Source organism: Pseudoalteromonas sp. P1-25 (assembly GCF_001401805.1).
Taxonomy (GTDB): domain Bacteria; phylum Pseudomonadota; class Gammaproteobacteria; order Enterobacterales; family Alteromonadaceae; genus Pseudoalteromonas.
Genome location: NZ_LKDW01000003.1, coordinates 60,983 through 74,931, shown reverse-complemented (window position 1 = coordinate 74,931; position 13,949 = coordinate 60,983). Strand labels below are relative to the sequence as shown.

The following is a 13,949-nucleotide window of genomic DNA, read 5'->3' as shown; positions in this document are numbered from 1 at the left end:
TAAATTGAGCAAATTTGTTATTAGATTTAATGCTAATTCATAGTTGATTATGCCCTAAAGCAAATGATTGTAAGAGCTTTGCGACAGTTTTAATGTAAACAACTGTGTCAATTCCCTATTTTAAAAACACTTAAGCATGAAAAACACTCAAGTTAATTGAAAAACTTTCACCAAATAAATCTATCTAGACGTCTAAATGGCTGCTATATTAAATTACATACATTGGACTAAGCTGGAATGAGGATTATGGCTTTATCACTACAAGAAAAAATAGAAGACACCAATCAAGGTGTTTATCTTATTGGTACTACCCCGCCTAAAATTGGTACTGATAAAGTGCAACTAAAAATCATTGCAGAAAAACTACTTGCTCGCTTACACGAAATTGAATACGACGGCGTAATAATTTACGACATTCAAGATGAAAGTAGTCGTACAGATAAAGCACGCCCATTTCCGTTTAAACAAACTGTAGACCCACGTGAATACAGCCACTTACTACGTAATTTATCTGCTCCGGATGTCATTACTTACAAAAGTGTGGCACAGCGTGGTGTAGAAGAGTTTAAAGGCTGGTTGGATGAAACCAAAAACGACTACGATTTAAAAAATGTGGTTTTAGTGGGTAGCCCTTCATCGGTGGGTGATATAAAACTAAGCTTGCCCAATGCCTATAAAACGCTTGCAGAGCAAAGTGATGACTTCTTTTTAGGGGGCGTTACCATAGCAGAGCGCCATGCAAGTAAGCGAAATGAGCACGAGCGCCTTATAGAAAAAACAGCACAAGGGTGTCAGTTTTTTATATCGCAAGCGGTTTACGACGCACAAGCAACGATAGAGCTAATCACAAGTTATGCGCGTACCTGTAAAGCGCAAGGTATTACACCAAAACGAATTATTTTAACGTTTACCCCGTGCGGTGGCGATAAAACCTTAGAGTTTATGCAATGGTTGGGTATCTCAGTGCCAGAGGCCACTAAATGGCGCATGCTTGATGCAGAAAACACCTTAAGTGAATCGGTACGTATTTGCCGAGAAAATCTCGACCTAATACTCAAAAGCTGTGCACACCTTGATGTGCCACTGGGCTTAAATATTGAAAGCTTAACAAACCGTAAAGAAGAAATTGACGCATCAATAAACTTATACCGTTTATTAAAAGCCACGATGGAATTAAACTTAGCCGAAAAACAAATCGCTTAACGCCTCATTCTCCCCGTTTATAGCAAGCCTAATGGCTTGCTTTTTGTTGCTATGTTTAAGTGTATTGCTTTTATTATTATGCTTTTTTAGCCAATTTGTACGCTTGTTTATTTTTATACATTTGATGATCGGCCAAATTTAATAACGTATCAAAGGGTTGCTTTTGTTTATTAGTAAAACTTTCGCCTATGCTGAGTGTCAGCGCGCATACGTTGTTTTCTAATAGTGCGTTTGCATACTCAATTTTTATTTTATCAATAATATGGTTAAGCTTACTTCTATCACTAATTTGCATTACAGCTACAAATTCATCGCCCCCTAAACGCCCTACTATATCAGCCTCTCTTAAATGTGCTTTTAGGGTATTTGCCAAAATGATTAGCGCCTGATCGCCTATATCATGGCCGTAAGTGTCGTTTAGTTTTTTAAAGTCGTTTATATCAATAAACAAGCAACACACATCAAAACCCAAACGCAGTGCTAAATTAAGTTTGTGTTGGGCAAGTAAGCTTAGTGCACGGCGGTTATAAATGTTGGTAAGCGGGTCAAGCATGGCTATTTCGCGCATTTGCTCAAAGCTATAAATAAGGGCTAAATCGTCTTCAATTAAATCACGCAGCTGCTCTATTAGCTCAAAATATTCATCGGTGTAACTGGTTTTTTTTGAATCTTTTAAACACAAGGTGCCAAATACTTCGCCTTCAGGCCAGTGAATTGGCAGGCCAAGGTAGGATTCAACATCATCTTCAATCACCTCTGGCATGGTATTCCACTGCGCATCATTACTGGCATTATTTACATATAAGGTTTTGTTGTTTTCGGCTACATATTTACAAAACAAGGGCGTTTCTGGAGGGAGTATAGGGTTGGTTTCAAAGTGTGAGCCGCCTTCATTTGCTCTAATAACTACGCGATAGCCTTTACTAGTAGCCTGAACTATATAGCCGGAAGGAGCTGAAAAAAGCCCCGTAATCAGATCAATGGTTTTTTGCCATTTATGTAACGATATTTGGCCATCGATACCAGAAAATGCCCATTTATCTGTTTCAAACATAACTATACCTCAGCTATTTAGTCGCCTCAGTATAGCCAAATAAATATGTTTAAGGCTACTTTCTGCGGCGTTTACTTGGTGCTCTTTGCCCCGTAATGCGCTTTTTATCGCGATCTTTACGGGCTTTATTGGTGTTTTTACGGTTATCTTTAGGGGGCTTGTTTAAATCAGGCTCGTAACCTTCTAGCCATTGTGGTGTTAAACGGGTATCAAGTAGTACTTCAATTTCTTCCAGTAACCATTGCTCATCAATACTTACCAGCGACATGGCAAGGCCTTGCTCGCCAGCGCGACCTGTACGGCCAATTCGGTGTACGTAATCTTCTGCTATGTAAGGTAGCTCAAAATTTATTACGTATTTAAGCGCGGGAATATCTAAACCGCGGGCAGCTACATCAGTGGCAACTAATACACGCGTTGAGCCTTCTTTAAAGTTTTGTAATGCACGGTCGCGTGCACCTTGCGATTTATCGCCATGGATAGACTCAGTTTTTAAACCGTCTTTACACATTTCTTTGGCAAGTTTATCGGCCATTTGTTTTGTACGCGTGAATATAAGTACTTGGCGCCAATTTTTCATGCCAATCATGTGTGATACAAGCTCACGCTTTCTATCTTCATCAACTGCGTAAATAACTTGCTCTACTTCCACGGCGGCTGAGTTACGTTTATCAACTTCAATCAGCTCGGGGTTTTTAAGTAGTTTTTTACTCAGCTCAAACACGCTGTCATCAAATGTGGCTGAGAACAATAAGGTTTGGCGATCGCCTGGAATGTGGCGCAAAATACGTTTTATTTCATCAATAAAGCCCATATCCAGCATACGGTCGGCTTCATCAAATACTAACGAATCAACACTTGAAAGCACCACACTGCCTTTAACGATATGATCAAGTAAACGCCCAGGTGTTGCGACTATCACTTGCGCCGTTTTAAGTGCTTTAATTTGCGGGCCAATACTTGCGCCGCCATACGCTAAAGCGCCTTGAATATTACTGCCTTGAGCGTATTTTTCAAAGCTTGCAAATACTTGCTGAGCAAGCTCACGTGTGGGGGTTAAAATAACTACTCGGGCTATACCTGGCTCATCTTTTTTTGGTGTATTTAAAAGCTTATGTAGTAGTGGTAATACAAAGGCGGCTGTTTTACCTGTGCCTGTTTGCGCACTGCCCATTACATCGCTGCCCGCTAATATGTGCGGAATAGTTTTAACCTGAATGGCGGTAGGCGTGGTGTAATTATTTTGCTCAATTGCTGTTAGTAATAACGAATCGAGTTTTAGAGATGAGAACGATGTGGCAGACATAGGCTTAGCTTTAAAATAACAAAGAGCACCATTATACCTGAGCTTTAGCAATAAAAAAGGCGCTATAAATAGCGCCTTTATTTAAAATAAACTTTAAGCCGGTTTTAAGGTGGCTTTTCGCTCATTATAAAACGCGATTAAGTCATCAACCGTTGCTTGGCAGTATGCACGAATACCCGACACTACCATGTGTTTTTCACCAAAACCGACTTTTTCGCCGTTTTCTAATAGGTTAAAGCGCAAGGTAATTTTGCCGCGCTTACCTGTGTACTCAAAACTTGGCTCAGCAAACTCAAGCGTTGGTGCTTGAATATTAATGTTATCAAGGTTAATGATCATCGACTCGTAAATAACCATAGGGCGCGCTGGATTAATCATTACATCTTGCTTGCCCATTAGCGGAATAATTACGTGCGGAAATGCAGCACCAGAAAACTCAACATAGTTTTTTATTAGGCTATTTGTAAGTGTTGGGCACTTGCTGGTTTGACCTTCGCGTTTTACCTTTAAAATTACTTTGTCGCCGTTGGTTACATCAAACTCATCAGCCCCTTGTGGGAAGTTAAGTTTAGTGTTTTCGTCAACCATACCGGCAAAGGTAAATTCCATTCGCTCACTTATACCGTAGCGGTCTAATACTAAAGAAAAAAGTAAGTCTCCTGGCGCGCAAAACTTTTTGGCATCTTTATCATGAAGTGGGTTGTAATCATCGGCAACGCACTTTGCGAAACGACACCCTTGCTCACGAGAGATAGAAACATAGTCAGCATGCTGCTGAAAGTAAGGACTTAACATAGATTGTTCACTGCTTAAACTGCTTATAACCTGCCCATACTACCAGAAAAAATTTAAAGAGAGGTCGAATCACTTACAAATTCATACAATTAACTTAAGGGTAAATATTGCACATACCTGTTTTAGTTAGTAATTTAGGTACCAAACTTAAATAAGGGACTAATTATTATGTTACGTGTTTTTGCAGCAATAAGCGTATTCACTGCTTTAACTGGATGCTCAAACGTGACTTTTCATACCGATATAGATAACGATGTTTTATCTGAGGAAATTGGTACGTACGTTAAAAAACGAGATTTACAACAGTTTTATAGCGACCAAGAAGCACACGAAAGTGGCGCCACACTTTTAGGCCGAATTGAAGGCGAAAGCTGCAATGGAGATGGTAGAGGCAACAGTAGTATAAGCTACAATCGCTCTAAATCAGAGTCTATAGATTTACTTAAAGCAGATGCAATGCGCAGAGGCGGTAACGCCTTTACTATAAATTCTTGTCGCGAAATATCTGTATCGTATTGTGACCTGTCTGTTTTATGCAGCGGACAGGCCTACGACTATTAATAAATTATATATTAAGCGCAAAACTAAGTAGTACGCGCTTTCCTGACTCAATTTTAGAAACGCTGTGCTCGTACTTGTCGGGTCTAAATAGATACACGCGGTTAAACCAATTAATGATGCATTTTGAGCATTTAAAAACCCCACCCGCTTTGGGTTTTACGAGTACAAAATTAAGTTTGTAGTAACGCCCTTGCTGCACGGGGTCTATATGGCTCATTACGCTGTGGTTTGTAGGGTAAGTAACTAGGTTTATTGAAAAGGCATTACTGCTAAATAAAGCTTTGTTTTTTACAGGTGCAATCATGCTGCCTCCTTTTAATTTACATGCAGCATTGTAGCATTTGCTAAAGCGCCACTGCTTGCGCTAAACGATATCAAAACGCGATGACATATAGCCAAACAGCCTGAAACAAAAAAGCCGCGCTTAATTAATAAGCGCGGCTTTTTATAAAGTATGACTAAAGATTATGCACTTGGGTATGTGCGGTACGCACGCTCAATATTTTTAGCCTGCTTTTTAGAAATACCTAAATGAGCAAGTGCAACACGTAAACGCGCACGTGATAAGTCTGAGCCTAAAATTTCCATTGCATCAAGCACTGAGGTAGATGATGTTTTACCCGTGATTGCTACAAATATTGGCTCTAAAAAGTCTTTAATTTTAAGCTCGTGGAATGTAGCAACTTCTTTTGCAATGGCAAAAATAGCTGGCTTATCGAAACTACGTAAACCTTCAAGCTGCCATACAAAAAACTGTAGCGCTTGGCGTATTACGTTTTCGTCAGCTTTGCCCGCTGTTAACAGTGCTGGGTCGTAAGTTGGAATGCCGCCTACAAAGTGGCCTGCTAAGTCAACCATATCCGAAAGCGTATTAATGCGCGTTTTAGCCTCTGGTAATACTTTAGCTAGCATTTCGCCATTAAACTTCCAATCAACAAAGCGCTGTACAAGTTCTTCATCTGTAAGGTTTTCGCGGATCCACATGCCGTTTAACCAGCTTAATTTTTCCACATCAAATACTGGGCCGCCCAGTGATACACGCTTCATGTCGAAGTGTTCAATCATCTCGTTAAGGGTGAATTTTTCACGCTCATCTGGCATTGACCAACCCATACGGCCTAAGTAGTTAAGCACGGCTTCTGGTAGGTAACCCATTTCTTTATAGTAATTAATAGACGTTGGGTTTTTACGCTTAGAAAGCTTTGATTTATCTGGATTGCGTAATAATGGTAAGTGGCCTAATACGGGGGCTTCCCAACCTAAATCTTGGTAAAGTTTTAATAGTTTAGGTGCTGAATTAATCCACTCTTCGCCACGGAAAATATGGCTTATTTGCATGTGGTGGTCATCCACTACGTTTGCTAAAAAGTACGTTGGAAAACCATCGGTTTTTAATAGCACTTGCATGTCTACGTTTTCCCACGGGATTTCAATTTCATCGCGTAGGTAGTCGTTAAACTTAAAGGTGCCTTCGCTAGGTATTTTCATGCGTATAACGTAAGGCTTACCAGCAGCTAAGTTCGCTTTAATTTCATCTTCTGTGAGGTTTAAACCACGACCGTCGTATTTAGGGCGCAGACCTTGTGCCATTTGCTCTTCGCGCATTTGGTCAAGCTCTTCGCTGGTTGCAAAACAATAAAACGCTTTACCTTGCTCAACTAATTGGTGCGCGTATTTTTTGTATAAATCGCTACGCTCAGATTGACGGTAAGGGCCAAATTCGCCGCCTACATCAGGGCCATGATCCCACTCAAGACCTAACCAACGCAGGCTATCCATAATCGCTTGTTCTGACTCTGGCGTGCTACGAACCTGGTCTGTATCTTCAATACGAAGTACAAACTCGCCGCCTTGTTGTTTAGCAAAACAGTAGTTAAATAACGCAATATAAGCGGTGCCAAGATGCGGGTCACCTGTTGGAGATGGGGCAACACGAGTACGGATTGTCATGATAATGTCTCTTTTAATAAGTGAGATAAAAATTAAGGGGGTCGTTTAAGCCGCTACTTTATTTAAGTAAGCAATAATATCGTTAGATTCGTACAGCCACTCTACTTGGCCATTTTTTTCTATACGTAGGCATGGCACTTTAATTTTGCCGCCTTGCTCTAACAGCTCTTGACGAAATTGTTGATTATTTTTTGCATCACGCGTTTCTATTTTTAAGCCTTCGCGCTTAATTGCACGGCGTACTTTTACGCAAAACGGGCATGCTTTAAATTGATAAAGTTTAAATTGTGAGGTTTGCTGATCAAGCTGCGCTTGCACATCGCTTGCACGCTTTTTACTGCGAGGAGTAAATACAAAATTAAAGAATAAAATTATACAACCTAAAAACCAACGAACGAATTTCATGTTTGTGCCTGCCTACAACAATTTAAGGAGCCAGATTTTAGCACAAATTCACAATCAAAAAAGCTCAATACTATTATCGGTGGTCACTTCTTCATTTACCTCAAGCTCGCTATAAGCAGTCACTTTATTACGGCCGCTATTTTTAGAATGATACAGCGCCATGTCGGCTTGGTGCACTATGCTAGATACAGTATCAATACTTGCCAACTCTAAAAAGCCAATGCTAATTGTAAGCTGCCCAACTTGCGGAAAGGGGTACTCAGCAATATTTGAGCGCAAACGGTTAAGTGCTATATGTGCCTGTGCCTCGGTTTTGGTTTGAAATAGTACCGCAAACTCCTCGCCACCATACCTAAATACGTAGTCTTCTAACCTAAAGTTATTTTTTAGCAGGCGCGCCACAAGTAAAATAACCTCATCCCCTATGACATGGCCGTAATTGTCGTTTACGCGTTTAAAGTGATCGATATCTGCAATGGCTAAATACCATCGTCGCTTTTCATTTGTATCATCACGGGGTAATAAAAAGCCTTTGCCTGAGACAATTTCGATCACTTTTTTATCAAAGGTTTGTCTATTTAAAAGCTCAGTTAAGGGGTCTAAACGCGATTTATGCAGTAGCCCTAGCTGGTTGGCATAAATATTTAAAATATGTACGGCGAGCATTGTGGTGGTTTGCGCTAACTCTGTTGTGGTTTCTATTAGTAATATGCCAATTACTTTTCCAAAGTAATACACTGGCACATACGTTGTTACTACACCTAAGGCACGGCTTACTCTTATTTTGTTTTGGGTTACTTTATTAAGCAGCGCTAACGCTTCGTTAGACTCTAATACTTCAAGGCGAGTGTCGCTGTTTATAAGCGTAGGCGGTAATTGCGCACTAAAGTGTTTATTAATATAAATAGCAAAATTTTCAACTTCGAGCAGGTCGCCAATAATCTGTACTAACGACGTATCTAAATCACTTTCTTCTTCTTGCTGAGTTAGATTGATTATCCATTCGTGCCCGCAATTGTTTGCCTTCATTAGTTTACCTAAACTGTTTTAACTTCAATCAGTTTAGACAAAACTATCAACTTTGCTAAATAATTAACCAATACTTTTTAATTAGGGCGCATTCACCTATGTGGATTAAAGTTTGTTTTACTAAGCACTATAAAAAACTAAAGTAAAACTAAGTCGTCTCTGTGTAGCACCACAGCACCACTATCAAAGTCGAGTAGCTCGCCTATTTGCTCTGAGTGGGCACCTTTAATTTTATTTACTTCAACTTGGTTAAAACGCGTTAACCCTCGTGCAATAACATGGTTATTGGCGTCTATTAAATCGATTAAGTCGCCCCGCTCAAAACGGCCAAACGCATTGGTTATGCCTTTGGCTAATAGGCTTGCCCCTTTGTTTTGTAGTGCAGCAATAGCGCCTGCATCAATCATAATTTGGCCGGTACTTTTAGGCCCAGCCATTAGCCACTTTTTACGGCCATCTTTTGGTGCAGTAAGCTTTAAAAACCGCGTACCGGGTAATTGCTCGCTCATACATTTTAAAATAACATTATTGCCAGCGCCTTTTGCAATAATAACCTCAACTCCTGCGCGCCTTGCTACGTCGGCGGCTTGTAGTTTTGTGGCCATACCGCCGGTGCCTAAATTTGTACCGCTACCACCAGCCAGTTGGCGTAATTCATCATTTATATGGGTTACTTCATCAATTAGCTTTGCATCCGTATTGGTTCGCGGATCGCTGGTAAATAAACCTTCTTGGTCGGTAAGCAGTAATAGCTTGTTGGCATTAGCTAAAATAGCCACAAGCGCCGATAAATTATCATTATCGCCTACTTTTATCTCGCTTGTTGCTACTGCATCGTTCTCATTAATAATAGGCACCACATCGTGGCTTAATAACGCATTTAAGGTGTCGCGCGCATTTAAATAGCGTTCGCGGTCATCTACGTCGGCACGGGTAAGTAACATTTGCCCTACGTTTATCCCATACAAGGCAAATAAGCTTTGCCAAATATGTATAAGCTGGCCTTGCCCAACGGCTGCCAACATTTGCTTATCTATTAGGCCGCGGCCACAGGGTTTAATTAGTTGTTCGCGCCCCGCAGCAACTGCGCCACTTGATACTAATATAACTTGGTGGCCTTGCTTTTTTAGTTCGCTACATTGGCGAACCAGCTCAACCATATGGGCTTTGTCTAACTTATCGGTGCCGCCTGTTAGTACACTTGTACCAAGCTTAACAACAATTACCTGTTCCCTACGCATTATTATTTACTATTAAAATTAAAGATAAATAAACTTATACCAGCTCGGTATTTTTGAACAAGTTAAAATTATTCATGCTAGGATCGGCGTTAATTTAATTTGATAAAATTTCATTTATGCCAGCTAGTTTATGCCTAATTATTGCCACCTTTTTATGGGGCAGCTCCTTTATTGCGCTTAAGTATGCTATTGCCGTTTACGACCCTGCATTAGTTATATTCTTACGCATGTTAACCACCTTAGTTTTATCGCTTTGCTTATGGCGTTATGTAATTCGGTTTGAGTATTTAAAAGGCGATTGGAAGTACTTATTAGGTATGTCGCTGGCTGAGCCTTGCTTGTACTTTTTGTTTGAAGGCCACGCAATGGAATACACCTCGGCCTCTCAGGCGGGAGTTATTGTTTCGTGCTTGCCTATTATTGTGGCATTGATGGCGTTTTTTATGCTTAAAGAGTATATCAGTAAAGCCATTGTGATTGGGTTTACTCTATGTATTGGCGGCAGTATTTTACTTACTTTGCTTTCACCCAATACTGATCAAGCCCCTAATCCATTATTGGGTAACTTTTTAGAACTTATGGCCATGGTATGCGCGGCGTTTTACACCATTAGCATTAAACACTTGGCCAATCGTTACTCGCCGTTAACGCTAATTGCTTTACAAGGTATAAGCGGTAGTGTGTTTTTTGCACCGTTTTTGTTTTTTATCGACTTACCAAGCGAAAACCAGCATGACCTAGCCGCCCTTATGAGCATTTTGTATTTAGGCTCGTGCGTCACCCTCGGTGGCTATGGTATGTATAACTATGCAATTGGCAAAGTATCAGTGTTAACTGCTGCGGCTTACTCAAATTTAATTCCTATTTTCACGCTTATTTTATCAGCCATCATTTTGGGTGAAGTGCTCGATTTTTGGCAATGGGTGAGTATATTTATCGTGTTTGCAGGGGTGATGATAAGCCAACGACATCAAGAGCTGGTGGTCGACATACCGCTTAACGAAGCTGGTGATGACCCTATCAACTCAGCCGATACAAGCCATCTTAAATCAGTGCCCGATGCCAACGAGTCAAAAGGGTAACAGGTTAATAAGTAAAGCCCAGGCGTTTGTAAAAACGCCTGTTGGGATTGATGAATAACCTCAATCCCTTTCACTTTATAATGCTGAATTACGCCATTTTGCAACTGCAGCGTAAACGTTTCCCCCACTTTGATGTGTTGTAAAAATGCAAAGTGAGTGTCGTTGTGACCCGCTATTAACGCACCGCCTTGTGCATCGCCAAGCTTTGCCCCCAGCAAAAAGTGGCTTGGTGCAAATGCTAAATTACGGCCACTTGCCCCAGCTAAAACGCTAAGCGTTTTACTGTACTTAGGCCAGCTAAGCTGCGCTGTAACAAAGGTATCGGCGTAAAACCACGGTTTAACGCGAGCGTTTGGCGTAATAAGGGCCTCTTGCCAGGCCTGCTCTATTAATACTTGTGCAAGCCATGCCTTAGCTTGCATATAAGCACCATGAGAAAACAACCCCAACCCAGCGATTAATAAGCCTGCACTTAGCCACTTATTCATTTAAATGCCCGAGTTAATTTTACCGCGCCAAACCCGGCTAACAAAATACAGCCCAGCAGGATGTAAAGTCGGCTTTGTCCATCGGTTTGCGGTAAACGCATAGCTAGCCCGTGTGGCGCTGCGTTTTTAGCTAGTGCAGTTTGCTTTGCAGGCTCTTTAGTTTGAGTGTGTTCAATAGCTATAAAGGCCGTAAACGGGCTAAGTAATTGATGCGTGAGCGCAAGGCCTTGCACCTCATTTTTAACTGTCTGACGGTCATTATACAAAAGCAATGATTTAATTTTTTGGCGCGCCCACAGCTTATCAATCCCTTTTGCGTTTGCGCTATTTTGTGCGCTTAGTTTTATATTCAAGGGGCCTTGAGCGGTTTGCCCATTAAGCGTAATTCGACTCGAATCGTTTAGCTTTATAGCCACCATTATTGGCTCGCCAAAATATAAATCGGGCAAGGGGGAAGGCCAAAAATCTAAACTATTACCACTTTCATCGCTCAGTGCTAAATTAGTGATAGCTGGATGAGCAAGCTTATCAAATAACTGCTGCATTTTAGGCTGCACTTCATGTGTGCTACCTATAAACGTAAACGACCCTTTACCTATATCTGCAGCGCGGCGCATAAAAAAGCTATTAGGTGCACTACCAATACCGACAGTAAATAAACGGCTATCGCCCAATTTACGCTGAATATTTTTAAATAAGGCGTCTTCATTACTTACACTGCCATCCGTTAAAAATACCACTTGGCGTACAAAGCCTTCAAAACGGCTACCATCAAGGACAGCATCAAGGGCACCTTGTATTTCGGTGCCGCCATCCGCCTCTAAGCTATAAATAAAGCGCTCAGCACGGCGCAAATTAAAATCGCTGGCAACGAGGGGGTTATCGCTCATGGGGGTAACCACGTTATCAAAGCCAATAATGTTAAAGCTGTCGTCGTTATCGAGTAAAGAAAGCGCATAAAACAGCGCCTTTTTAGCTTGCTCCATAGATTGCCCGTGCATAGAGCCTGAGGTATCTACAACAAACACCATTTCACGTGGTAGGCGCTGCGTTTGCGTAAAGTGATCTGCAGGTGGCATTAGCATAGCAAGTCCGTATCGGTCGCCGTTTTCAAACTGCTGAGTAAAAAATGCTGCCTGAGCGCTTTCTTTTTGTAGCGGTTTAAACTCCAGTACAAAATCGCGATTTATAGCTTTTTGCTCATTTAAAGCAACCGTATATTGGCCAAATGCTGGGTTATGAATGTCTACGTTATGAAATTTAGAATTTATCTCTACCAGCTCCAGCCCTACGTCTATGTCTATATTTAAGCTAAATTTGCTATCGGGTGCATCATCTTGGCTTTGCTCTGAGCTTTGTATATTGTAAACAGGGTTTAACCAGCCGCTCGGTGCCTGATTTAATACGGTTTTGTCGGTGTTACTTTGCCCAACTTCACCACTAATTGCATGATAGCGCGGCGTAATAGTTGTAGGAAAACGAACCGCAAATGTACCACTGCTGTAATTAATAATTTCTTGATACTCAAGCTCAACAATAACCTGCTCGCCAGGGCCTATATTTGCCACATTAGTAATAAACATATTCGCGCGCTGCTGGCGCACAAGTGCGGCTTGCTTGCCTGCCTTTTTTGCCGCTTGGTATTTTTTTTCGGCCTCCACTTTTTTATCTATTTGACCTTTAATGACCCGCTCACCTATGCGCATCGTCATTGCATGAACGGCGCTTTCATCAGGCAGCGGAAACACATAACGCGCATTTACCGCAAACAGATTATCGTTTTGATAAGTTTGCTTAACGACCACATGGTTAATTAAGCCGGTTAAAGTCATGTTTGCGTCACTTTTTAAAATAATGGCTGGCGCTAAAGGCGCACCGCCACTGTCAAAAAGTTCAAGCTTGGGCGACTGTGCACGGCTATTAAAACTAACCAGAAGCACACTCACTAAGAAAATAAAAATGCTTACTTTAGTAAGCATTTTGGTTGGGTTACTCAACATAAAATCACTCCATCGAACGCTTAACTTTACTCAAATAAAAATGGTTTTAGTTACTTGCCGTTTGGCCATTTACCGGGTTTATTGAGCGAGTAGTCAGTGTTACGCGTCTATCAAAAAAGTTATCTTCAACTGTGTTGCTACTTGCTAATGTATGCTGCTCACCAAAGGCCTGAGCACTTAAACGTGTATGGCTAATACCGTGCTTTATAAGGTAACTTTGCACTGCGTTTACACGTTTTTTAGACAATAAAAGATTCGCTTGCTCATCACCGCGCTGATCGGCAAAACCACTTAAATCTAACGCTAGTTGCGGCTGGTTTTTTAACAGCACCACAAGCTGGTCTAACTGGGCAGCAAAGTGCGGGGCAATAACACTTGAGCCTGTTTTAAATTGTACTGTCATGGCAAGTAAGTTATTTATTTGCGATTGTGTTAGCTGCTCATTTTGATTAGTGAGTACTTCTAACTGTTGCTCAAGCCTATTGTTGTGATTAAGTACGTGCATGTAGTCGCTGGTTTTTTCCTGCATCAGCGTAATCGCGCGCTGTTGCTGGGCTATTTTGTCATCGGCCACTTTTGAATCACCAATTAAGCCCCCGGCAAATGCGCCAATAAAGGCGCCAATTGGCCCACCAACGACACCACCAATAATGGCGCCTGTACCTAAGCCAATGGCGGTTTCCTTGTGTGCTTCTTTAGAAGGGGTGTTAGCGGCTGACGCAAATGAAGGTGTACACACACTGGCTACTAGCGTTAATGCGATTAATGTCTTCTTCATGATGTAATCCTTAAACTTGTTTTAATTTGCGATGTTTTGTTTTGATGGTTGTATTAA

At 41.2% G+C, this 13,949-nt stretch carries 14 protein-coding genes; 3 read left to right on the top strand and 11 right to left on the bottom strand.

Features of this window, described 5'->3' with window-relative positions; all coding sequences use genetic code 11:
• The first annotated feature begins 246 nt into the window (after positions 1-246).
• Positions 247-1,203, top strand: a complete 957-nt coding sequence (locus tag AN393_RS03480; RefSeq protein WP_055017336.1) for a methylenetetrahydrofolate reductase — start codon at positions 247-249, stop codon at positions 1,201-1,203.
• Positions 1,204-1,279: 76 nt separating this feature from the next.
• Here the strand turns inward: AN393_RS03480 and AN393_RS03475 are convergent, their stop codons facing one another.
• From AN393_RS03475 to AN393_RS03465, 3 genes are all read right to left on the bottom strand, one after another.
• A complete protein-coding gene (locus AN393_RS03475) occupies positions 1,280-2,257 on the bottom strand; it encodes a sensor domain-containing diguanylate cyclase (protein ID WP_055017335.1) in 978 nt (325 codons plus the stop codon).
• A gap of 55 nt (positions 2,258-2,312) precedes the next feature.
• Entirely contained in the window at positions 2,313-3,563 is a 1,251-nt protein-coding gene (locus AN393_RS03470) for a DEAD/DEAH box helicase (protein WP_055017334.1), read from the bottom strand.
• Between the two features lie 93 nt (positions 3,564-3,656).
• The gene (locus tag AN393_RS03465; RefSeq protein ID WP_055017333.1) at positions 3,657-4,358 is read right to left on the bottom strand and encodes a DUF3581 domain-containing protein; all 702 of its coding nucleotides are present in this window, start codon (positions 4,356-4,358) and stop codon (positions 3,657-3,659) included.
• Positions 4,359-4,526: 168 nt separating this feature from the next.
• On the opposite strand from AN393_RS03465, the gene AN393_RS03460 reads away from it, so the two are divergent.
• On the top strand, positions 4,527-4,919 hold the full coding sequence (locus AN393_RS03460) for a hypothetical protein (RefSeq protein WP_055015127.1): 393 nt from the start codon (positions 4,527-4,529) through the stop codon (positions 4,917-4,919).
• Between the two features lie 4 nt (positions 4,920-4,923).
• Here AN393_RS03460 and AN393_RS03455 read toward each other — a convergent pair whose 3' ends face one another.
• The 5 genes from AN393_RS03455 to proB all read right to left on the bottom strand — a co-directional run bounded on the left by AN393_RS03455 (position 4,924) and on the right by proB (position 9,544).
• Positions 4,924-5,223 (bottom strand): hypothetical protein, encoded by a 300-nt coding sequence (locus AN393_RS03455; RefSeq protein WP_055017332.1) that lies wholly within the window; start codon positions 5,221-5,223, stop codon positions 4,924-4,926.
• A gap of 161 nt (positions 5,224-5,384) precedes the next feature.
• Positions 5,385-6,869 carry a glutamate--tRNA ligase gene (gene gltX / locus AN393_RS03450; protein WP_055017331.1) on the bottom strand — a complete coding sequence of 495 codons (1,485 nt, stop codon included), beginning with the start codon at positions 6,867-6,869 and terminating at the stop codon, positions 5,385-5,387.
• Between the two features lie 45 nt (positions 6,870-6,914).
• Entirely contained in the window at positions 6,915-7,274 is a 360-nt protein-coding gene (locus AN393_RS03445) for a glutaredoxin domain-containing protein (protein WP_004586118.1), read from the bottom strand.
• 54 nt (positions 7,275-7,328) lie between these two features.
• The gene (locus AN393_RS03440; RefSeq protein WP_055015124.1) at positions 7,329-8,303 is read right to left on the bottom strand and encodes a GGDEF domain-containing protein; all 975 of its coding nucleotides are present in this window, start codon (positions 8,301-8,303) and stop codon (positions 7,329-7,331) included.
• Between the two features lie 137 nt (positions 8,304-8,440).
• A complete protein-coding gene (proB, locus tag AN393_RS03435) occupies positions 8,441-9,544 on the bottom strand; it encodes a glutamate 5-kinase (RefSeq protein ID WP_055017330.1) in 1,104 nt (367 codons plus the stop codon).
• A 116-nt stretch (positions 9,545-9,660) separates the two neighbouring features.
• Between proB and AN393_RS03430 the strand changes: the two genes are divergently transcribed.
• Positions 9,661-10,626 (top strand): DMT family transporter, encoded by a 966-nt coding sequence (locus tag AN393_RS03430; protein ID WP_055017329.1) that lies wholly within the window; start codon positions 9,661-9,663, stop codon positions 10,624-10,626.
• Here AN393_RS03430 and AN393_RS03425 read toward each other — a convergent pair.
• Genes AN393_RS03425 through pdsO form a run of 3 tightly spaced genes read right to left on the bottom strand, consistent with a single transcriptional unit; the run spans position 10,515 to position 13,892 of the window.
• Entirely contained in the window at positions 10,515-11,114 is a 600-nt protein-coding gene (locus AN393_RS03425) for a class GN sortase (RefSeq protein WP_055017328.1), read from the bottom strand. The two genes, AN393_RS03430 and AN393_RS03425, sit on opposite strands and share 112 nt — an antisense overlap.
• Positions 11,111-13,114 carry a marine proteobacterial sortase target protein gene (locus tag AN393_RS03420; protein ID WP_055017327.1) on the bottom strand — a complete coding sequence of 668 codons (2,004 nt, stop codon included), beginning with the start codon at positions 13,112-13,114 and terminating at the stop codon, positions 11,111-11,113. Before AN393_RS03420 ends, AN393_RS03425 begins: the two co-directional genes overlap by 4 nt.
• Positions 13,115-13,160: 46 nt before the next feature.
• Positions 13,161-13,892: a sortase-associated OmpA-like protein PdsO gene (pdsO, locus tag AN393_RS03415; RefSeq protein ID WP_055017326.1), complete on the bottom strand. Its 732-nt coding sequence runs from the start codon at positions 13,890-13,892 to the stop codon at positions 13,161-13,163.
• Between the last annotated feature and the right edge of the window lie 57 nt (positions 13,893-13,949).